We start from the raw sequence: 19,592 nt of genomic DNA, 5'->3' as shown, positions 1-19,592 counted from the left end.
CTTGTCGCCGCAGGGTGCGACATTCATGCTCACCTCAATCATGGCGCGGCCGTTGCCGCCCACTGGAAGAAGGGTGACCGATTTGGCACGCAGCGCCGGCCGCAAGGCAGATTCCGCCCCGCCCGCATCGAACTGGCCACGCCCGGAAGAACCGGAACGGTTCGTTGCCAGCGCCAAACAATATCTGGCGATGTACCGGGAGATGGTGCTGATCCGCCGGTTCGAGGAACGCGCCGGCCAGCTTTATGGGATGGGCCAGATCGGCGGTTTCTGTCACCTCTATATCGGCCAGGAAGCCGTGGTGGTCGGCATGCAGGCCGAACTGCAAAAGGGCGACAGCATCATCACCGGCTATCGCGACCATGGCCATATGCTGGCCTGCGGCATCCCGGCACGCGCGGTGATGGCGGAATTGACCGGGCGTGCCGCCGGCATCAGCGGCGGCAAGGGCGGTTCCATGCATATGTTCAGCGTGGAGCATGGCTTTTTCGGCGGCCATGGCATCGTTGCGGCACAGGTGCCGCTCGGCACCGGGCTGGCGTTTGCGCACAAATACAAGGGCGACGGCCATATCGCTGTGACCTATTTCGGCGACGGCGCCTCCAACCAGGGCCAGGTGTATGAAAGCTTCAACATGGCGGAGCTGTGGTCGTTGCCGGTGATTTTCATCATCGAAAACAACCAGTACGCCATGGGCACATCGGTGAACCGCGCCAGTTCGGAGGACCAACTGTACCGGCGCGGCGAAAGCTTCCGCGTACCCGGCTTGCAGGTGGACGGCATGGATGTGCTGGCGGTGCGCGGCGCCGCGAAGGCGGCGGCGGCCTGGGTGCGCGACGGCAAGGGGCCGCTCTTGCTGGAAATGAAGACCTATCGTTATCGCGGCCATTCGATGAGCGACCCGGCCAAATATCGCAGCCGCGAAGAAGTGCAGGCGATGCGCGAGAACAGCGATCCGATCGAGCGGCTGAAGAAGGAAATGCTGGAAGCTGGCCATGCCGACGAAGCGGCCCTGAAAGCCATCGACCGCGAGATTCGCGATGAAGTGGCCGACGCCGCCGATTTCGCGCTCGATGCGCCGGAACCGGCGCTGGCCGAACTCCACACCGACGTGCTGCTGGGACGCTACTGATGCCACAGATCAATCTTCCCGCCATGTCGCCGACCATGGAAGAGGGCACGCTGGCCAAATGGCTGGTGGCTGTGGGCGATATGGTGAAGCCCGGCGACGTGATCGCCGAGATCGAGACCGACAAGGCGACCATGGAACTGGAAGCCGACGATGGCGGCACGGTGACGGCGCTGCTGGTGGCAGCCGGCAGTGAGGGCGTGAAGGTGGGGACGCCGATCATTGATATTGCAGGGGAGGATGATGTTACTGCTCCCCTCCCGCAGCCAAGAGGGGCCGGGGGTGGGCCTGCTGCCAGCGCACCCGTTCCGGAGCAGGTTCCTGTCCCCACCGCCCACCCCCAACCCCTCCCGCAAGCGGGAGGGGAGCCGACTACCGGCCCAACCAAACGCCAGACCGTGCGCGAAGCCTTGCGCGACGCCATGGCCGAGGAAATGCGCACCGACGCGACGGTTTTCGTGATGGGCGAGGAGGTCGCCGAATATCAGGGCGCCTACAAGGTCACGCAGGGCCTGCTCGCCGAATTCGGCGACAAGCGCGTCATCGACACGCCGATCACCGAATATGGTTTTGCCGGCCTGGGCGCCGGCGCGGCGATGGGCGGGCTGAAGCCGATTGTCGAGTTCATGACCTTCAATTTCGCCATGCAGGCCATCGATCACATCATCAACTCGGCGGCGAAAACGCTGTACATGTCCGGCGGCCAGATGCGCTGCCCGATCGTGTTCCGCGGCCCCAACGGCGCCGCCAGCCGTGTGGGCGCGCAGCACAGCCAAAATTATGGCCCCTGGTATGCCAGCGTCCCCGGCCTGATCGTGATTGCGCCCTACAGCGCGGAGGATGCCAAGGGCCTGTTGAAGGCCGCCATCCGCAGCCCCGATCCGGTGGTGTTCCTGGAAAACGAGCTGCTCTATGGCCAGAGCTTTGACGTGCCGGAGGGCGATCATGTCGTGCCGATCGGCAAGGCGCGCACGGTGCGGGCGGGCAAGGATGTGACATTGGTCAGCTATTCGATCGGCGTGGGCGTGGCCTTGCAGGCCGCCGAAACACTGGCCGCCGATGGCATCGAGGCCGAAGTGATCGACTTGCGCACCCTGCGCCCGCTCGACCGGGCGGCAGTGCTGGCCAGTTTGAAGAAGACCAACCGCATGGTGGTGGTGGAGGAAGGCTGGCCGACCTGCGGCATCGCTTCGGAAATCATGGCGATCTGCATGGAGGAAGGCTTCGACGATCTCGATGCACCGGTGCTGCGCGTCACCAATGTCGATGTGCCGCTGCCTTATGCTGCCAATCTGGAAAAGGCGGCGCTGCTGAAGGCCGAGGATGTCGTCGCCGCCGCTCGCACCGTTTGCTACAGGTAAGTCATGGCTGAACAAACCCGCATCGCCGTGATGATCGACGGCAGTTATTTCAACCGCGTGTCGAACTATTACAAGTTCGAACACCACACCGGCCGCCGTGTGTCGATGACCGGGTTGCTCGAACTGATCCGCGCCGCCACCGCCGACATGGAAGATGTGCCGCGCGCCCGCGCCCGCGTGGTGGCGGCGCATTATTTCCGTGGCCGTTACACGCTGCGCGATCTGGAAGACCGGGCGCGCTCGCCCAGCTTCGTCGAGGAATTGCTGCGCAACGACCGGGTGTTCGATCAGATCTTGGCGGCGAGCAACATCACCTCACACTATACCCGCATCGACACCATCGCCGATCCGCCCAAGGAACAGGGCATTGATGTCTGGCTGGCGCTGGAAGCCTTCGACCTTGCCGTGTCCGACCGCTGCGATGTGGTGGCGCTGGTCGCCGGCGATGGCGATTTCGTGCCCTTGGTGAAGAAGATCAACGCCATCGGCAAGCGCGCGATGGTGGTGGCCTGGGGCATGAAATCCGAAACCGGCACCGAAGTGCGCTATTCCGCGAGCCTGGCCGGCACCGCCGCCTATTTCCTCGACATGGCCGACCTGATCGACAACCCGCGCGGCGACGAGCAGATCGATCTGGTTGACCAGCTGTTTGTGGACAATTGAACATGAGCATCGATGTCACCATGCCCGCCCTGTCGCCGACCATGGAGGTGGGCACGCTGGCGAAATGGCATGTGAAGCCGGGCGACGCGCTGAAATCCGGCGACATCATCGCCGAGATCGAAACCGACAAGGCGACCATGGAAGTGGAAGCCGTCGATGAAGGCGTGGTGACCGAATTGCTAGTGGCCGAAGGCACGGAGAATGTGGCCGTCGGTGCCGTGATCATGCGGCTGGATGGGGAAGGGGAGGCGGCGCCGAAAATTCCCAGCCCCTCCCGCGAGCGGGAGGGGAGCAGTTCGGCGCCCGCAGCACCGCCCGCCCCACCAGCACAATCGGCTCCCCTCCCGCTCGCGGGAGGGGCTCGGGGTGGGCCTTCGGGCTCGCGCACCCTCGCCAGCCCGCTCGCGCGCCGCATCGCGGAGCAGAAGGGCCTCGACCTCGCCAGCATCAAGGGCACCGGCCCCAACAACCGCATCATCCGCGCCGACGTCGAGGCCGCAATCACCTCTCCCCCAAAGGTTTCTGGAGCGCGAGAGGTCGAGAGACGCGCGGAGCGCGGCCCGGGAGAAGGGGCGCCTGTGCCAGCGGATGTGCCAACCGCACCACCAGCACCGAAACCCACCGCGCCGGCCCCAACCACCGACATCCCGCACACGCTGGAGAAGCTCGGCAATGTCCGCAAGGTCATTGCCCGCCGACTCACCGAAGCCAAGCAGACGGTGCCGCACATCTATCTGACGCTGGATGTCGAACTCGATGCACTGCTCAAACTGCGCGCCGATCTCAACAAGGCGCTGGAACCGCGTGGCATCAAGGTCAGCGTCAACGATCTCGTCATAAAAGCGCTCGCCGTGGGCCTGCGCCAGGTGCCGAAATGCAACGTCAGCTTCGCCGGTGACAATCTGATTGTCTATGACCGCGCCGATATCTCGGTGGCGGTGGCCGCGCCGTCCGGCCTGATCACGCCAATCATCGTCGGTGCCGACAGCAAATCCGTCAGCGTCATCGCCACCGAGATGAAGGCCCTCGCCGAAAAAGCACGTGCCGGCAAATTGCAGCCGCACGAATATCAGGGCGGCACGGCGTCCCTGTCCAACCTCGGCATGTTCGGGATTCGGCAGTTCGACGCGGTGATCAACCCGCCGCAAGCGATGATCCTGGCGGTCGGCGCCGGCGAGAAGCGCGCGGTGGTGAAGGGCGATGCGCTGGCGATTGCCACTGTGATGACCATCACCGGCAGCTTCGACCACCGCGCCATCGATGGCGCGGATGGTGCGGCGCTGATGGGTGCGGTGAAGGCGCTGATCGAAAGCCCGCTGGGGTTGGTGGCGTGAACCAACCACAGGGAGAGGCCCAATTTCCCTCTCCCCTCGCGGGAGAGGGCGACTCGCCGTCAGGCGAGCGGGGTGAGGGGGTTCTGCGCGCCCGTGCCAAAACCATGCGGTGCACCCCAACGCCCGCCGAACTCGCACTCTGGTATCTGTTGCGGGACAGACGCTTCGCGGCGCACAAGTTCAGACGCCAGGTTCCCATCGGGTCCTTTATCGTTGATTTTCTTTGCTACGCCGAGCGCCTGATCGTTGAAGCGGACGGTGGCCAACACGCTGAAAATTCTGCCGATGCTGCCCGCACTCGTTGGCTGGAAGCGCAAGGGTTTCGTGTGCTGCGCTTTTGGAATCACGAGATTTTGACCGATCGGGAGAATGTGGCCCTTCGGCTTCATCATGCGCTCCTGGCCCCCTCACCCCGCTCGCCTGCGGCGAGTCGCCCTCTCCCGCGAGGGGAGAGGGGAAGGAAAGAACCATGACCCACGATCTCCTCATCCTCGGCTCCGGCCCCGGCGGCTATGTCGCCGCCATCCGCGCCAGCCAGCTCGGCCTGAAGGTCGCCATCATCGAGCGCGAGCGGCTCGGTGGCATCTGCCTGAACTGGGGTTGCATCCCGACCAAGGCGCTGCTGCGCACGTCGGAAATCTATCACTATATCACCCACGCTGACGCCTATGGCCTGAGCGTCGAAAAGCCGACCTTCGACCTGAAGAAGGTCACCGACCGGTCCCGCAAGGTCGCCGCACAACTCAACAGCGGCGTCAAATCGTTGATGAAGAAGCACAAGATCGAAGTTGTCGAAGGGCAGGGGCGGCTCACATCCGCCACCAGCATCGCCGTCACCACTGCCAGCGGCACCCGCGACCTAGCTGCGAAAAACATCATCATCGCCACCGGCGCCCGCGCCCGCGATCTGCCTGGCGTCGAAGCCGACGGCAACCGCATCTGGACCTATCGCCACGCCATGGTGCCGCCGGCGATGGCGACCAAATTGCTGGTGATCGGCTCCGGCGCGATCGGGGTGGAATTCGCCAGTTTCTACAGCGACATGGGCGCCAAGGTGACCATCGTCGAAATGCTCGACCGCATCCTGCCAGTGGAGGATGCAGACGTGTCCGCCTTCATGCAGAAATCGCTCACCAAGCAGGGCATGACCATCATCACCGGCGCGAAGGTCAGCGACGTCAGCCCCGGCCCCGATGGCGTCACCGCCACCATCACCACGGCCGACGGCAAGGCAGCGACCGAGCAGTACAGCCATGTCATCGTCGCCATCGGCATCGTGCCCAACACCGAAAATATCGGCCTGGAAGCGCTGAACATCGCCACCAACCGCGGCCATATCGTCACCGATCCAATGTGCCAGACCAATGTGCCGGGCATTTACGCCATCGGCGATGTTACCGGCCCGCCGTGGCTGGCGCACAAGGCCAGCCATGAAGGCATCATCGCGGTCGAGCATATCGCCGGCGGCCACCCACACGCCATGGACACCGCGCTGATTCCGGGCTGCACCTATGCCCGCCCGCAGGTTGCCAGCATCGGCCTGACCGAAGCCAAGGCCAAGGCCGCCGGGCACACGGTGCGTGTCGGCAAATTCCCGTTCATCGGCAACGGCAAGGCGATTGCGCTCGGCGAGGCGGAAGGGTTCGTCAAAACCGTGTTCGATGCCACCACCGGGCAATTGCTCGGTGCCCACATGATCGGCGCCGAAGTCACGGAGCTGATCCAGGGCTATGCCATCGCCATGGGTCTGGAAACCACCGAAGCGGAATTGATGCACACCATCTTTCCGCACCCGACGCTGAGTGAAATGATGCACGAGAGCGTGCTCGACGCCTACGGCCGCGCGATCCATTTCTGATGCTGCTGGCCGCCTTGCTGCTGGCGGGGCAATCCGCAGGCGGTACGGCGGCGTTGCTGCCACGGGGCTGGAGCGCGCTGTGCCCACCCAAGGCGCGCCCTGATGAAATCGTCGTGTGCACCAATCGCGATCCGCCGCCGTCACCCTATCGCGCGCCGATTGCCATCCCGCGCGAATTCGGGGAGCGCGGCACCGCCAGCGTCTCGGCGGAACGCAACCGCTTGCTTGGGCCGGATGCCGGCACCGTTGGCACCTGTTCCGGCATTGGCCCTTCCGGCCCGTTCGGCTGCAAATATCAGGAATTCAAGAACAACGTGAACCAGGCCGCCGGCAGCCGTGATCCGCGTGGCCGCGTGTATGAACGAGCGCCGCCATAGGGTGCGTCAGCCTGCCGCACCCTCACATGACAAACAAGCAATGTTTGGCGCTTGAATACAAGACCAATTCAATCCTATATCGCAATCAACGGCCAGGCGAAGCGGCAACTGCCCTTGCCGCCAGCCTGGCCGGTGCGGGCGTACCGGGGGCCTGCCCAATGGGCACCCGGTACGCCCGTTTCCGTTTCACACGGCTGCCAGGCGGGGCGCGCTGGCATCATCCCATTCGACATTTACAGCTTCGAATTTGCCGGTGGCGTGGTTCAACACCTTCAACACACCTTCGGCAATGTCGAACAAGGCGCCCTGCAGATGCAGGGTGCCGGCCGCTTCAGCCTCGGCCACGAACGGGAAGGTGCGCAAATTGTCGATGGACAGGCGGATGGCCGCCAGTTCCAGCGCAGCACAGGCATCGATATCGGGCGACAATTGGGCGGCGGCGCGGATAGTATCGCGGGCTGGCGCGATCAGGCTCATCCAGCGGTCGATGAAACCGCCTTCACCCATGGGGGCATCATCAAATGTGCCTTCCAGACTGGCCTTGATGCCGCCGCAGCGCGCATGGCCCAGCACCACGATGTGGTGCACTTTCAATTGCGTGACCGCATATTCGATGGCCGCCGATGTGCTGTGCTGGGCGCTGTCCCGGCTGCAGGGCGGCACCAGATTGGCGACATTGCGCACGACGAACATCTGGCCGGGTTCGGTATCAAAAACGCGCGTGGGATCAACCCGGCTGTCGCAACAGGAAATCACCAGCACGCCGGGGGCCTGCCCCTTGTCGGCCAAGGCGTCATAACGGCGGCGCTGTTCCTGATAGGCGCCGGTGCGGAACCGGGCATAGCCATCGAGCAGAGCCTTGAAAGCGGGCATGTTCATCCTCGTGCGGATTGCGGCGGAAGGGTGATGCTAATCCGGCATGGCTGCTGCGTCACCCGCGAAACTTGGCATTGGTCGCAGGCTTCGCTAGGCCTGTCGCATGAACGAACCCGTGTTGAGTCTGCCGCTTCAGCGCAAGCCCGATTGGATCCGCGTGCGCGCGCCCACGGGGCAGGCGCATGCCGAAACCCGCGCGCTGATGCGCCGGTTGAAACTGAACACCGTGTGCGAGGAAGCGGCCTGCCCGAACATTGGTGAGTGCTGGAGCCAGAAACACGCCACGGTGATGATCCTGGGCGACACGTGCACGCGGGCCTGCGCCTTCTGCAATGTGAAAACCGGGATGCCGGCCATGGTCGACGCCGCGGAGCCCGGCCATGTCGCCGAAGCCGCCGCGGCACTGGGTCTCGAACATATCGTCATCACCTCGGTGGACCGCGATGATTTGCCCGATGGCGGCGCCAGCCAGTTCGTCAAGGTGATCCAGGAACTGCGCCGCACGTCGCCCGCCACCACCATCGAAATCCTCACCCCGGATTTCCGCAACAAGATGGACCGCGCCGTCGAAATGATCGTTGAGGCCGGGCCGGATGTGTACAACCACAATCTGGAAACCGTGCCGCGCCTGTATCCGACCATTCGGCCGGGTGCGCGCTATTATCATTCGCTGCGTCTGTTGGACAAGGTGAAGGGCCTTTCGCCAACGGTCTTCACCAAATCCGGGTTGATGGTCGGCCTGGGTGAAACCGCGCCGGAACTGCACCAGGTGTTTGACGACATGCGCTCGGCCGGAGTCGATTTCCTCACCGTCGGCCAATATCTGCAACCGACGCCGCGCCATGCCAAGGTGATGGAATATGTGCCGCCGGCCGCCTTTCAGGCCCTCGCCGCCGTGGCGCGATCGAAGGGCTTTCTGCTGGTCGCCGCCTCGCCGCTCACCCGCTCCAGCTATCACGCCGGGCGCGACTTTGCCGAAATGCAGGCGCGGCGCCGGCAACAGGTAGCCAATAAGCGCTGATGCCGAAGCACCATGAAATCCGCCGGCTGCCATGGTCGGCCGCCGAGATGTTCGATCTGGTCGCCGATATCGGCCGCTATCCCGAATTCCTGCCGTGGGTGCAGGCCATGCGGGTCGGGCCGGTGCAGAACGGGGTCGTGCAGGCTGACATGGTGGTGGGTTTCCGCTTCATCCGCGAACGCTTCACCAGCCGGGTGACACTGGACCGGCCGGGTCATGTCCATGTCGATTATCTCGATGGGCCGATGAAGCATCTGTTCAACGATTGGCGTTTTGCCGACACGCCCGGCGGCGGTTGCGAGATTGATTTCAAGGTGGATTTCGAATTCCGCAACAAGGCGTTCGAGCGGCTGGCCGGCCTGTTCTTCACCCAGGCGTTCGAACGGATGGTGGCGGCGTTCGTCACCCGGGCGGGCGCGCTGTACGGACCGCGGGGTTAGGGGGCCTCAAGGCCGCAGCAATTCCAGCGCCACCAGCGCCGCCTGCCGGCGCACCTCCGCGCGGCCCAGATCGCCGAACTGGCGCGTGTCGGCCACCACGGCTTCCGGATCCTCGCCGCGCACGGCGCGGGCGAACACCACCAGGCCCACCGGCTTGCCGGGCGTGGCGCCGCCCGGCCCGGCGATGCCGGTGATCGATACCGCAATATCGGCGCCGCTGCGCTCCAGCGCGCCGCGCGCCATCGCCCAGGCCGTCGCCACCGAAACCGCGCCGAAGGTGCCCAGCACATCCTCCGATACGCCGAGCATCTCCATCTTGGCGGCGTTGGAATAGGTGACGAAGCCGCGATCGAACACGTCCGACGATCCGGGTATCTCGGTGAGCGCCGCCGCCACCAGCCCGCCGGTGCAGCTTTCAGCGGTGGCCACCGTACGCCCGGCGGCGCGATTTTCCGCCAGCACGATCTCGGCCAGTGCGATGAGGTCGGGGGTCATGCTTCGGGCAGCCGCACGCTGGCCATCGCCTGCGCGGCGATACCTTCCTGCCGGCCGGTGAAGCCCAATTTCTCGGTGGTGGTGGCCTTCACGCTCACCCGCTCCAGCGCCAGACCCAGGATTTCGGCAATCCGCACCCGCATCGCATCGCGGTGCGGGCCGATCTTGGGCCGCTCACAGATCAGCGTCACATCGACATGATCGATGATGCCGCCGCGTTTCCGTACCAGGCTGCCGGCGTGGGCGAGGAACTGGTCCGACGCCGCACCGCGCCAGCGTTCATCACTGGGCGGGAAATGATCGCCGATATCGCCGGCAGCGATAGTACCGAGCAGCGCATCGGTGAGCGCATGCAGGCCGGCATCGGCATCGCTGTGGCCGATCAGGCCGGCATCGTGCGGCACCTTGATCCCGCACAGCCAGACATGATCGCCCGGCCCGAAGCGGTGCACATCGAAACCGGAGGCGGCGCGCGAAGAGTAAATCGTCATCGCCGCCGCTTTGGCAAAATCGGCCGGCTCCGTCACCTTGAAAGCGCGTTCATCGCCGCAAGTGATCGCCACGCTCAGGCCGGCGCCGAGGGCAATCGCCACTTCGTCGGTCGCGCCCGGCGCAGCCGCCCGGTGCGCCGCCAGCAGCGCCGGATAGCGGAAGGCTTGCGGGGTCTGCACCCGCCACAGCCCGTCACGATCGACGCTGCCCGAAAACCGCCCATCCGCACCGCGCCGCAGACTATCGACCTGGGGCAGGGCCGGGCAGGCGCCATCGACCGCCGGATCCGCAAACGCCGCCAGCAGCGCATCGATCAGCTGCGCCGGCACGAAGGCGCGCGCGGCATCATGCACCAGCACCACATCCGGCGGATCGCCCGAAAGCGCCTCCAGCCCGGCCAGCACACTCGCCTGCCGGGTCGCGCCGCCGGCGACGGGCTCGGGCAGTCCAAGGCCAGCCACCGCCTCATCATAGAGTGCGCGGCTGTCCGGATTGATCACCACCGTCACGCCCGCATGGCCCAGCAACCCCAGCACGGCATGGCGCAACAGCGGCTGCCCGGCCACATCGCGATACTGCTTGGGCACGCCGCCGCCCGCCCTGATGCCGGAGCCCGCCGCAACAATGATGGCATGGATGCGCATACCGGCGTGCTTAGGCCCGGCCCGCCTTGTCGAAAAGGCCCTTTGTGGGCTATGGCCGCGCGCAATGTCCCTGATCGCCCCCATCCACATCGGCCCCAACCGCATCGACGCGCCGGTCATCCTGGCGCCGATGACCGGCGTGACCGACATGCCGTTCCGCACGCTGGTCAAGCGCTTCGGGGCCGGCCTCACCGTCACCGAAATGATCGCATCCGAAGCGATGATCCGCGAGACCCGCCAGAGCCTGCAAAAGGCCGCCTGGCACGCATCGGAAGAACCGGTTTCGATGCAGCTCGCCGGCTGCGAGCCCGAACGCATGGCCGATGCCGCGAAGCTGAACGAGCAGAAGGGCGCGGCGATCATCGACATCAACATGGGCTGCCCGGTGAAGAAGGTGGTCAACGGTCACGCCGGATCGTCGCTGATGCGCGATCTGCCGCTGGCCACGCGGCTGATCCGTGCCACGGTGCGCGCCGTCGAACTGCCGGTGACGTTGAAAATGCGCATGGGCTGGGATCACAACAGCCTGAATGCCCCCGAATTGGCGCGCATCGCCGAAGGGGAGGGCGTGCAGATGATCACCGTGCACGGCCGCACCCGCAACCAGCTGTACAGCGGCCATGCCGATTGGGCCTATGTCGCGCAGGTGAAAAATGCCGTGCGCCTGCCGGTGATCGTCAATGGCGATATCTGTTCGATCGATGATGCCCGCACCGCGCTGGCGCAAAGCGGCGCCGATGGCGTGATGATCGGCCGCGGTGCCTATGGTCGCCCCTGGCTGATCGGCCAGGTGATGGCGGCGCTCACGGGTCGCGCCGTGCCGGCAGATCCGACGCTGGAGCAGCAGCACGCGTTGGTGCGTGAACATTATGGCCTGATGCTCGACCTGTATGGGCCGCTCAACGGCGTCAATCTCGCCCGCAAGCATCTGGGTTGGTACACGAAAGGCCTGCACGATAGCGCGCAGTTCCGCCACGCGGTCAACCAGATCACCGATGCGCAGGTGGCGCTGGACATGATCGACCGCTTCTACGCGGCGCAAACGCGCCTGCCGGAGCTGCGCGCCGCGGCCTGAACGGCACCTGTCGCACCTGCGCAACGGTGCGGCGACCTTGTGTGTTCCCGGCGCAACAGTTTGGCCTTATACCGGTCGGCAGTGACGGCCGATTCGATTCCATTCCACCGCACCGCACGGCCCCGTCGCCGCGCCCTGGCCATGCGCCTGCGCTGGCAGTGGCGGCGCTTGTCGCGATCGCGCAACATCTACCCGCGCCTCGAACTGGCGGCGGCCATCGCCACCATCGTGCTCGGTTGGTCGAGCTATGCCTATCTGACCGGGCGCGGCCTGCCGGCCAATGGCGCGTCGCAAAATCTGGTGGGCCTGCTGCTGGTCGCCAGCCTGGTGCCGGCGATGTTGCTGATCGTGCTGATCGGCCGCCGCGTCGCCATTCTCATCACCAACCGCCGCCGCGGCCTGGCCGGCGCACGGCTGCACCTGCGGCTGGTGGCGCTGTTCTCGGCGATCGCGGCGGTGCCCACCCTGCTGGTGGTGGCGTTCGCCTCGCTGTTGTTCCAGTTTGGTGTGCAATTCTGGTTTTCGGATCGGGTGAAAACCATCCTCGATGGCTCCAACCAGGTCGCGCAGGCCTATGTCGAGGAAAACCGCAAGCGCATCGCCGATGATATCGTGGTGATGGCCGCCGACGTCGCATCCTATGCCCGCGATTTCGGCGAGGGCAGCGCCCTGTATCGCCGAGGCCTCGATTTCCAGGTCGCTGGCCGCACCCTCACCGAAGCCGCCGTGGTGCATAGCGATGCCGACGGCCTCGCGCTGATCGCGGTGAGCAAGGCGACTCCGGCCGAAGCGCTGCGCCATATCGCCAACATGCGCCTCGATCGCGCCGTCAACGCGCCGGTCACGCTGATCGGCACCGGGGCTGACCGGGTGGAGGCCGCCGTCGCCGTGCCCGCCAACCCCGGCACCTTCCTCTATGTCAGCCGCAAGGTCGATCCCGCCGTGCTGGCCCGCGCCCGCCAGGCGGCCAGCGCGCTGGGCGACTATAACCTGTTGATGGAACGCGGCCGCACCATGCAGTTGCGGTTCAATCTGGTGTTGATGGCGGTGTCCTTGCTCACGCTGATCGTCGCCATCTGGTTCGCGCTGTGGCTGGCCAACCGGCTGGTGGAGCCCATTGCGCGGCTGGTGTTTGCCGCCGAGCGGGTGGGGGCCGGTGATCTGGATGCACGCGTGCCGGTGGGCGGCGCCGCTGACGAGATCGGCGCGCTGGAACGCGCCTTCAACCGCATGACCGGGCAATTGAAAACCCAGCAAAGCGCGCTGCTTACGGCCAATGATGAACTCGATACCCGCCGGCGCTTTACCGAAACCGTGCTGGCCGGCGTGTCGGCCGGGGTGATGTCGATTGCGCCCGAAGGCATCATCCGCGTCGCCAACGCGTCGGCCGCCGCGCTGCTGGCCGTGCCGCACCGGGCCATGCGCGGGCAATATCTGCGCGATGTCGCGCCGGAACTGGCCGAACTGCTTGATACCGCGCGGCACACCGGCGACGCCGCCGGCCAGGTGCGCATCCAGCGCGGCACCGAAACCCAGACGCTGGCGGTGCGCATCGGCGCGGCTGCCGACGGCCATCGGATTGGTGCCGATGATGGCTATGTGCTCACCTTCGATGATATCACCGCACAGCTTGCCGATCAGCGCCGCGCCGCCTGGGCCGATGTGGCGCGGCGCATCGCCCACGAGATCAAGAATCCGCTCACCCCGATCAGCCTGGCCGCCGAGCGTTTGCAGCGCAAATTCGGCCGCCAGATCAACGAGGATGCCGAAATCTTCACCACGCTGACCGGCACCATTGTCCGCCAGGTCGGCGATTTGCGGCGCATGGTCGATGAATTTTCGGAATTCGCCCGCCTGCCCAAGCCGGTGTTCGCGCCCGAACCGCTCGATCGCATCCTGCGGCAGGCGCTGGTGTTGCAGGAAGTGGCCTTTCCCGCAATCCGCTTCAGCCTGGAGGTCGCCACGGATCTGGCGCTGGTCTGTGACCGCCAGCAACTGGCACGCGCGCTGACCAATCTGATCAAGAATGCCGCCGAAAGCGTGACGGCGCGCACCGAACGCGATGCACAGGCCGGCAGGCCCGGCCGCGCCGGTGAAATCACGATCCGCGTCACCACCGATGATGATCAGGCCAGTATCGCCATTGCCGACAATGGCCTGGGCTTCCCGGCCGAAGACCGGGCCCGCCTGCTCGAACCCTATGTCACCACCCGGGCGCGCGGCACCGGCCTTGGCCTCGCCATCGCGGCCAAGATCATCGAGGAACATGGCGGCACGCTGTTGCTGTCGGATAATCCGGCGCCCGCCGGGTCGGCAGCCCCCCCCGGCGCGCTGGTGGTGGCGCACATCAGCCGCGCGCTGCTTGCCACGCCCCAGGCGTCCGGCGCGGCGCCGGCCGCCACCCAGAATATCGCCCCCACCAGCGTTTCCGCCTGAACAGGACTGCCCATGGCCCTTGATATCCTGATCGTCGATGATGAAGCCGATATCCGCGATCTCGTGGCCGGCGTGCTCGGCGATGAAGGCTTCGAAACCCGGGTCGCCGCCAACAGCGATGGCGCGCTGGCAGCGATTGCCGAACGCCGGCCCAGCCTGGTCATCCTCGATGTCTGGCTGCAAGGCTCGACCATGGATGGCATTGAACTGCTTGATGTGATCAAAACCCGCGATCCCACCTTGCCGGTGGTGGTGATTTCCGGCCACGGCACACTCGATACCGCGGTCGCCGCCATCAAGCGCGGGGCCTATGACTATATCGAAAAGCCGTTCCAGGCCGAACAATTGCTGCTGGTGGTGCGCCGCGCCACTGAAACCGAACGGCTGCGCCGCGAATATGAGGCGTTGAAGGAACGGGTCGGCTATGATGCCGAGCTGACCGGCACCTCGCCGCAGATCAATCAGGTGCGGGCCACGCTGCGCCGCGTGGCCGCCACCGGCAGCCGCGTGCTGATCACCGGCCCGGCCGGCAGCGGCAAGGAAGTCGCCGCACGCCTGCTGCACCAGTGGAGCCCGCGTGTCGCAGCGCCGTTTGTGGTCGTCTCGGCGGCGCGCATGACGCCGGAAACCGTCGAGGAAGCGCTGTTCGGAGTAGAGACCGCTGGCGATCGCGTCCGTGCCGGCCTGCTCGAACAGGCGCATGGCGGCACATTGTTCCTGGATGATGTGGCCGACATGCCGGCCACCACCCAGGCCAAGATCCTGCGCGTGTTGACCGAACAGGTGTTCAGCCGCGTGGGCGGGGCGCGCATGGTGCGGGTGGATGTGCGGGTGATTTCCGCCACCAGCCGCGATCTTTCGGGTGAGATTGCCGCGGGCCGCTTTCGCGAGGATCTTTATTACCGGCTGAATGTCGTGCCGGTCCGGCTGCCGCCGCTGTCGGAACGGCGCGAGGATGTTGCCGAATTGGCGCAATATTTCCTGGCGCGCTTTGCCGCCGAACGCGGCCTGCCGACGCCCGGCATGTCGGACGATGCGCTGGCCGCGCTGCAAACCTATGATTGGCCCGGCAATGTCCGCCAGTTGCGCAATGTCATCGAACGCACGCTGATCCTGGCGCCGGTGAGCATGGCGCAGATCGATATCGACATGCTGCCGCCGGAAGTGACCGCCGAACCGGCGCGGCTGGTGCCCGGCCAGGCGGTGCGGTCGATCATGGGCACACCGCTGCGCGAAGCCCGCGAAGCCTTTGAACGCGAATATCTGCGCGCCCAGATCCGGCGCTTTTCCGGCAACATCAGCCGCACCGCCAGCTTCATCGGCATGGAACGCAGCGCGCTGCACCGCAAGCTGAAGGCGCTTGGCCTGGCCGATGAACCGGCCGGCGAAGACGACGTCGATGGCGGCGGGGGATGAATGACCACTGCCACAGCGCCTCGACTGTGGCGAATGATGCCATTGTTGGTCCGTCGGGCAAACGCTACGGATCGGGGATGGCGGTTGCGGCCGCCCAAAAACAAGAGGATGGCCCAATGGCGGACAAACCCAACAGTTTGCAGGACATGTTCCTCAACACGGTGCGCAAGACGCGCACGCCGGTGACGATGTTCCTGGTCAACGGCGTCAAGCTGCAGGGCGTGATCACCTGGTTCGACAATTTCTCGGTGCTGCTGCGCCGTGACGGCCACAGCCAATTGGTGTACAAGCACGCCATCTCGACGGTGATGCCAGCCACCCCGCTGCAATTGTTCGAGGCCGAAACCGAAGAAGATTGAGAGCAAGCGTTTGAATTCAAACACACCCGGACCCACCGAGGCCGGCGTTCCCGACATCACCATCGGCGCATTCGACGAAGCACGCGGCATCCGCACCGGATCGCGCGCGCTGGTCGTGTTGCCCGTACTCAACAGTGGTAGCGCCAGCGCGCTGCGCTCCCCCGATGCCAAGCTGGCTGAAGCGGTCGGCCTGACCAATGCCATCGCGCTCGATGTCGTGCATGCCGAGATCGTCAAGCTGCGCGCGCCCAACGTGTCGCGCCTGCTCGGCACCGGGCAGATCGCCCGGCTGGCCGGGATGGTTGCGGCGCTGTGCGTGGAGGTGGTGATCATCGATGGCCCGGTGACGCCCGTGCAGCAGCGCAATCTGGAGAAAGAGCTGAAGGCCAAGGTGATCGACCGCACCGGGCTGATCCTGGAGATTTTCGGCGAGCGCGCCAGCACCTCCGAAGGCACGTTGCAGGTCGAACTGGCGCATCTTCATTATCAGGCCAGCCGGCTGGTGCGCAGTTGGACCCACCTCGAACGCCAGCGCGGCGGCTTCGGTTTTCTCGGCGGCCCCGGCGAATCGCAGATCGAAACCGATCGCCGGCTGATCCGGGATCGCATCGCCCGGCTGCGCAAGGAACTGGAGGATGTGCGCCGCACGCGCGGCCTGCACCGCCACAACCGCCAGAAGGCGCCGTGGCCGGTGGTGGCGCTGGTCGGCTATACCAATGCCGGCAAATCGACCTTGTTCAACCGGCTGACCGGCGCCGATGTGCGCGCCGAGGATCTGCTGTTCGCGACACTCGATCCCACCATGCGCGCCATCAAGCTGCCGGGGCACGACAAATTGGTGCTGTCCGACACGGTCGGTTTTGTCTCCGATCTGCCGACGCAGTTGGTGGCGGCGTTCCGCGCCACGCTGGAGGAAGTGCTGGAGGCTGATCTGATCGTGCATGTCCGCGACATCAGCCATCCGGACAGCGACGCGCAGGCGCAAGATGTGATGAAGGTGCTGACCGAACTCGGCCTGGCGCCGGAAGGGCGTGAAACGCCGATGCTCACCGTGTTCAACAAGATCGACGCGATGGATGCCGAGCAGCGCGAAGCGTTGCAGGCACGCACCGGCGGCGATGCCATCCCGGTCTCCGCCCTGACCGGGGAGGGCCTGGACGAACTGCGCGCAGCGATGGACATCGTGCTGCGCGCCGGCGCGCGCGTTCACCGTTTCGTGCTGCCGGCGGCCGATGGCAAGCGCCTGGCCTGGCTGCACAGCCACGGCGATGTCGTCAGCGAAGCCTATGACGACGACGGCGTCACCATCGAAGTGCGCCTGTCCGACAAGGACCGGGCCCGGTTTGCGGCGATGGAACTGGCCTGATCGCCGTTCAGCTTGCAGACAGCCCCGGCTGGCGACTTTGCCGGTATCGGCGGCAAGAGGGGCGAAGATGATTCGATTGACGGTATTGCTGGCGCTTGCTCCCATGCTCGCGGCCTGTGCGTGGGACGGCAACATGGCCGCACGTGATTGCGCGGGCACCGCCGGCTGCATTTCGTCGCTGCCGCCCAACCCTTATGGCCCGCTGCACGCGCAGGCGGCCGCGCCGCCAGCGCTGCCGGCAAACCAGCCGCAATAGATAGGGTCTTTCCCAGGCCTGTCGCCGGTGGCACAAGCGGCAAATGCGTAGCCTGTTCCGTTTTCTTGCTCTCACCCCATTGTTGGCGCTCGGCCTCATGGCCCCCGCGCGCGCCGATGACGCACGCGCCACGCCGGCGCAATTGGCGGCCTTTGCCGACTGGCTCAACATCTATCGTGCCGAAGCCACGGCACGCGGGTTGAAGCCGGAATGGCTGGAGGCCGCGCTGGTCGATGTGGAGCTCGTGCCGCGCGTGATCGGCGCCGATCGCAGCCAGCCTGGCGGCGCCGCGCGCCCGGTGCGTTTCCCGGACTATCTCGCGGCGAAATTCCGCGGCGACCGCATCCCCCATGGCCAGCGCCAGTTCGCCGCCAATCGCGACGCACTGGCCGCAGCCGAAGCCCGCAGCGGCGTGCCGGCGGCGGTGATCGCGGCGATCTGGGGGATCGAAACCAGCTATGGCCGGGTGCTCGGCCGCCACGATCTGCCCTCAGCGCTGGCCACCCTGGCCTTCGATGGCCGCCGTGCCGCCTTGTTCACCCGCGAGCTCGATGCCGCGGTGCAGATGGTGGGCGAAGGCCATGTGGCGCGCGATGCGATGAAGGGCAGTTGGGCCGGCGCCTTCGGGCAGACACAATTCCTGCCATCATCCTATCTCAGCCACGGCCGCGATGGCGATGGCGATGGCATTGTCGATCTGTGGGGCAGCCTCCCCGATGTCTTTGCCTCCATCGGCCATTATCTCGGCACCTCCGGCTGGCAGGCCGGCGAAGGCTGGGGCTTTCGCGCGCTGGTGCCGGAAGGCTTTGATCGCGCCAGCGTGGCCGCGGCCGAGCCGCCCACGCGCTGCGTGGCGCCGCTGGCCCGGCACAGCGCGCTGAAACCCGCGCGCGAATGGCGCGCCCTGGGCTTCACGCCGGTCAACGCTGCCTGGCCGGGCGATGATGTGGCGATGAGCCTGATCGAACCGGACGGGGCCGGGCAGGGCGCCTATCTGGTCACCGGCAGCTATCGGGCGATCCTGGGCTATAATTGTTCCAATCTCTATGCGCTGTCCGTGGGGCTGCTGGCCGATGCCATCAGCCTCCCGACTGCAAATAGCGTTCCCGATGCTGCCGTGCTGGCGGGGAACAACGCCCCATGATCAGGCTCTGGCGGCCGCTGCTGGCCGGGCTGCTGGTGACGGCCTGCGCCAGTGGCAACAAGCCGCCACCGCGCACCACCCCGCCGCGCGCGGCCGTGCTGTCGGAAGACGCCAGCGCTGTTGCCCGCGATGCGGCCCGGCTGGGCAAATGGCCGGTGAAGATCGGCAAGCCTTATCAGGTCGCCGGGGTCACCTATGTCCCCGCCGATGATCGCGACTATGCCGAAGAGGGCATCGCCAGCTGGTACGGCCCCGGCTTCCACGCCGGCAGCACGGCCAATGGCGAAACCTATGATCAGGACGATATCACGGCCGCGCACCGCACTCTGCCGATGCCGAGCTGGGTGGAGGTGGAAAATCTCGACAACGGCCGCCGGCTGACCGTGCGTATCAACGATCGCGGCCCGTTTGCCCGCCAACGCATCATCGATCTGTCGCGAAAATCGGCGCAGCTGCTGGGGGTTGACCGCGCCGGCACCGCGCGGGTGCGGTTGAAGCGGGTCTATCCGGAGGGCAAGCCGCCCGAGGCCCCCGTAACAGTGATTGCCGCCGCGCCAGTGCCGCCGATCGCGACAGTCGCTGTGCCAACGGCGACCACCGCCTCCGCCTGGCTGGTGCAGGTTGCCGCGCTGGCCGATGGCGGCCGGGTGTCGTGGCTGAGCGCCTATCTGGCCAGTTTCGGCCCGGTGCGCACGGAAGCCGCGCCCGGCGGCCTGACGCGAGTGCGGCTGGGCCCGTTCGCCAGTCAGGCCGATGCCAGCGCGGCGCTGGCGCAGGTGCGCGCTGCGGGCTATGGCGATGCCAGATTGATTCCGCCTGCGGGCGGTCGATAGACCCAACAAGGATCAGT

Annotated in this window: 19 protein-coding genes and 1 pseudogene; 17 read left to right on the top strand and 3 right to left on the bottom strand. The window is 66.0% G+C overall.

Features of this window, described 5'->3' with window-relative positions; translation table 11 throughout:
• Positions 1-40: 40 nt before the first annotated feature.
• From pdhA to AC6UUM_RS09855, 7 genes are all read left to right on the top strand, one after another.
• Entirely contained in the window at positions 41-1,132 is a 1,092-nt protein-coding gene (pdhA, locus tag AC6UUM_RS09885) for a pyruvate dehydrogenase (acetyl-transferring) E1 component subunit alpha (protein WP_500804948.1), read from the top strand.
• On the top strand, positions 1,132-2,490 hold the full coding sequence (locus tag AC6UUM_RS09880; RefSeq protein ID WP_500802111.1) for a pyruvate dehydrogenase complex E1 component subunit beta: 1,359 nt from the start codon (positions 1,132-1,134) through the stop codon (positions 2,488-2,490). Before pdhA ends, AC6UUM_RS09880 begins: the two co-directional genes overlap by 1 nt.
• Before the next feature lie 3 nt (positions 2,491-2,493).
• Positions 2,494-3,153 carry an NYN domain-containing protein gene (locus AC6UUM_RS09875; RefSeq protein ID WP_500802110.1) on the top strand — a complete coding sequence of 220 codons (660 nt, stop codon included), beginning with the start codon at positions 2,494-2,496 and terminating at the stop codon, positions 3,151-3,153.
• A gap of 2 nt (positions 3,154-3,155) precedes the next feature.
• Complete coding sequence (locus tag AC6UUM_RS09870; protein ID WP_500802109.1) at positions 3,156-4,487, top strand: pyruvate dehydrogenase complex dihydrolipoamide acetyltransferase; 1,332 nt, start codon at positions 3,156-3,158, stop codon at positions 4,485-4,487.
• A gap of 104 nt (positions 4,488-4,591) precedes the next feature.
• Entirely contained in the window at positions 4,592-4,960 is a 369-nt protein-coding gene (locus AC6UUM_RS09865) for an endonuclease domain-containing protein (protein WP_500802108.1), read from the top strand.
• Positions 4,957-6,345 (top strand): dihydrolipoyl dehydrogenase, encoded by a 1,389-nt coding sequence (lpdA, locus tag AC6UUM_RS09860; protein WP_500802107.1) that lies wholly within the window; start codon positions 4,957-4,959, stop codon positions 6,343-6,345. Before AC6UUM_RS09865 ends, lpdA begins: the two co-directional genes overlap by 4 nt.
• Positions 6,345-6,722 (top strand): hypothetical protein, encoded by a 378-nt coding sequence (locus AC6UUM_RS09855; RefSeq protein ID WP_500802106.1) that lies wholly within the window; start codon positions 6,345-6,347, stop codon positions 6,720-6,722. The genes lpdA and AC6UUM_RS09855 overlap by 1 nt, the downstream gene beginning before the upstream one ends.
• A gap of 186 nt (positions 6,723-6,908) precedes the next feature.
• Here AC6UUM_RS09855 and AC6UUM_RS09850 read toward each other — a convergent pair whose 3' ends face one another.
• Entirely contained in the window at positions 6,909-7,601 is a 693-nt protein-coding gene (locus AC6UUM_RS09850; RefSeq protein WP_500802105.1) for a carbonic anhydrase, read from the bottom strand.
• A 100-nt stretch (positions 7,602-7,701) separates the two neighbouring features.
• Here AC6UUM_RS09850 and lipA point away from each other — a divergent pair, with 100 nt between their 5' ends.
• Together lipA and AC6UUM_RS09840 are read left to right on the top strand one after the other, a co-directional pair.
• Entirely contained in the window at positions 7,702-8,619 is a 918-nt protein-coding gene (gene lipA / locus AC6UUM_RS09845; RefSeq protein ID WP_500802104.1) for a lipoyl synthase, read from the top strand.
• A complete protein-coding gene (locus tag AC6UUM_RS09840) occupies positions 8,619-9,059 on the top strand; it encodes a type II toxin-antitoxin system RatA family toxin (RefSeq protein WP_500802103.1) in 441 nt (146 codons plus the stop codon). Before lipA ends, AC6UUM_RS09840 begins: the two co-directional genes overlap by 1 nt.
• A 6-nt stretch (positions 9,060-9,065) precedes the next feature.
• On the opposite strand, the gene AC6UUM_RS09835 is transcribed toward AC6UUM_RS09840, so the two are convergent.
• Positions 9,066-9,554, bottom strand: coding sequence for a CinA family protein (locus AC6UUM_RS09835; protein WP_500802102.1), 489 nt, complete (start codon positions 9,552-9,554; stop codon positions 9,066-9,068).
• Entirely contained in the window at positions 9,551-10,690 is a 1,140-nt protein-coding gene (locus AC6UUM_RS09830) for a bifunctional 2-C-methyl-D-erythritol 4-phosphate cytidylyltransferase/2-C-methyl-D-erythritol 2,4-cyclodiphosphate synthase (RefSeq protein WP_500802101.1), read from the bottom strand. The genes AC6UUM_RS09835 and AC6UUM_RS09830 overlap by 4 nt, the downstream gene beginning before the upstream one ends.
• 64 nt (positions 10,691-10,754) lie before the next feature.
• Here AC6UUM_RS09830 and dusB point away from each other — a divergent pair, with 64 nt between their 5' ends.
• The 8 genes and pseudogenes from dusB (at position 10,755) to AC6UUM_RS09790 (ending at position 19,575) form a co-directional block, all read left to right on the top strand.
• The gene (dusB, locus tag AC6UUM_RS09825; RefSeq protein ID WP_500802100.1) at positions 10,755-11,765 is read left to right on the top strand and encodes a tRNA dihydrouridine synthase DusB; all 1,011 of its coding nucleotides are present in this window, start codon (positions 10,755-10,757) and stop codon (positions 11,763-11,765) included.
• Positions 11,766-11,846: 81 nt separating this feature from the next.
• A complete protein-coding gene (locus tag AC6UUM_RS09820) occupies positions 11,847-14,201 on the top strand; it encodes a sensor histidine kinase NtrY-like (protein WP_500802099.1) in 2,355 nt (784 codons plus the stop codon).
• 12 nt (positions 14,202-14,213) lie between these two features.
• The gene (gene ntrX / locus AC6UUM_RS09815; RefSeq protein WP_500802098.1) at positions 14,214-15,617 is read left to right on the top strand and encodes a nitrogen assimilation response regulator NtrX; all 1,404 of its coding nucleotides are present in this window, start codon (positions 14,214-14,216) and stop codon (positions 15,615-15,617) included.
• A 116-nt stretch (positions 15,618-15,733) separates the two neighbouring features.
• Positions 15,734-15,961 (top strand): annotated as a pseudogene (gene hfq, locus AC6UUM_RS09810) (RNA chaperone Hfq); the annotation flags it as partial.
• 70 nt (positions 15,962-16,031) lie between these two features.
• A complete protein-coding gene (gene hflX / locus AC6UUM_RS09805; RefSeq protein ID WP_500804947.1) occupies positions 16,032-17,342 on the top strand; it encodes a GTPase HflX in 1,311 nt (436 codons plus the stop codon).
• A gap of 67 nt (positions 17,343-17,409) precedes the next feature.
• A complete protein-coding gene (locus AC6UUM_RS09800) occupies positions 17,410-17,598 on the top strand; it encodes a hypothetical protein (protein ID WP_500802097.1) in 189 nt (62 codons plus the stop codon).
• Positions 17,599-17,641: 43 nt separating this feature from the next.
• Positions 17,642-18,742: a lytic murein transglycosylase gene (locus tag AC6UUM_RS09795; RefSeq protein WP_500802096.1), complete on the top strand. Its 1,101-nt coding sequence runs from the start codon at positions 17,642-17,644 to the stop codon at positions 18,740-18,742.
• Positions 18,739-19,575, top strand: coding sequence for a septal ring lytic transglycosylase RlpA family protein (locus AC6UUM_RS09790; protein ID WP_500802095.1), 837 nt, complete (start codon positions 18,739-18,741; stop codon positions 19,573-19,575). Before AC6UUM_RS09795 ends, AC6UUM_RS09790 begins: the two co-directional genes overlap by 4 nt.
• Positions 19,576-19,592: the final 17 nt, after the last annotated feature.

The sequence above is a fragment of the Sandarakinorhabdus sp. genome (assembly GCF_987265915.1).
This window is presented reverse-complemented; position numbering and strand designations above follow the sequence as displayed.

Bases quoted from the DNA above. Each gene is read 5' to 3' on its own strand.
- pdhA (WP_500804948.1), top strand. From the start codon at position 41: ATGGCGCGGCCGTTGCCGCCCACTGGAAGAAGGGTGACCGATTTGGCA.
- AC6UUM_RS09880 (WP_500802111.1), top strand. From the start codon at position 1,132: ATGCCACAGATCAATCTTCCCGCCATGTCGCCGACCATGGAAGAGGGC.
- AC6UUM_RS09875 (WP_500802110.1), top strand. From the start codon at position 2,494: ATGGCTGAACAAACCCGCATCGCCGTGATGATCGACGGCAGTTATTTC.
- AC6UUM_RS09870 (WP_500802109.1), top strand. From the start codon at position 3,156: ATGAGCATCGATGTCACCATGCCCGCCCTGTCGCCGACCATGGAGGTG.
- AC6UUM_RS09865 (WP_500802108.1), top strand. From the start codon at position 4,592: ATGCGGTGCACCCCAACGCCCGCCGAACTCGCACTCTGGTATCTGTTG.
- lpdA (WP_500802107.1), top strand. From the start codon at position 4,957: ATGACCCACGATCTCCTCATCCTCGGCTCCGGCCCCGGCGGCTATGTC.
- AC6UUM_RS09855 (WP_500802106.1), top strand. From the start codon at position 6,345: ATGCTGCTGGCCGCCTTGCTGCTGGCGGGGCAATCCGCAGGCGGTACG.
- AC6UUM_RS09850 (WP_500802105.1), bottom strand. From the start codon at position 7,601: ATGAACATGCCCGCTTTCAAGGCTCTGCTCGATGGCTATGCCCGGTTC.
- lipA (WP_500802104.1), top strand. From the start codon at position 7,702: ATGAACGAACCCGTGTTGAGTCTGCCGCTTCAGCGCAAGCCCGATTGG.
- AC6UUM_RS09840 (WP_500802103.1), top strand. From the start codon at position 8,619: ATGCCGAAGCACCATGAAATCCGCCGGCTGCCATGGTCGGCCGCCGAG.
- AC6UUM_RS09835 (WP_500802102.1), bottom strand. From the start codon at position 9,554: ATGACCCCCGACCTCATCGCACTGGCCGAGATCGTGCTGGCGGAAAAT.
- AC6UUM_RS09830 (WP_500802101.1), bottom strand. From the start codon at position 10,690: ATGCGCATCCATGCCATCATTGTTGCGGCGGGCTCCGGCATCAGGGCG.
- dusB (WP_500802100.1), top strand. From the start codon at position 10,755: ATGTCCCTGATCGCCCCCATCCACATCGGCCCCAACCGCATCGACGCG.
- ntrX (WP_500802098.1), top strand. From the start codon at position 14,214: ATGGCCCTTGATATCCTGATCGTCGATGATGAAGCCGATATCCGCGAT.
- AC6UUM_RS09800 (WP_500802097.1), top strand. From the start codon at position 17,410: ATGATTCGATTGACGGTATTGCTGGCGCTTGCTCCCATGCTCGCGGCC.
- AC6UUM_RS09795 (WP_500802096.1), top strand. From the start codon at position 17,642: ATGCGTAGCCTGTTCCGTTTTCTTGCTCTCACCCCATTGTTGGCGCTC.
- AC6UUM_RS09790 (WP_500802095.1), top strand. From the start codon at position 18,739: ATGATCAGGCTCTGGCGGCCGCTGCTGGCCGGGCTGCTGGTGACGGCC.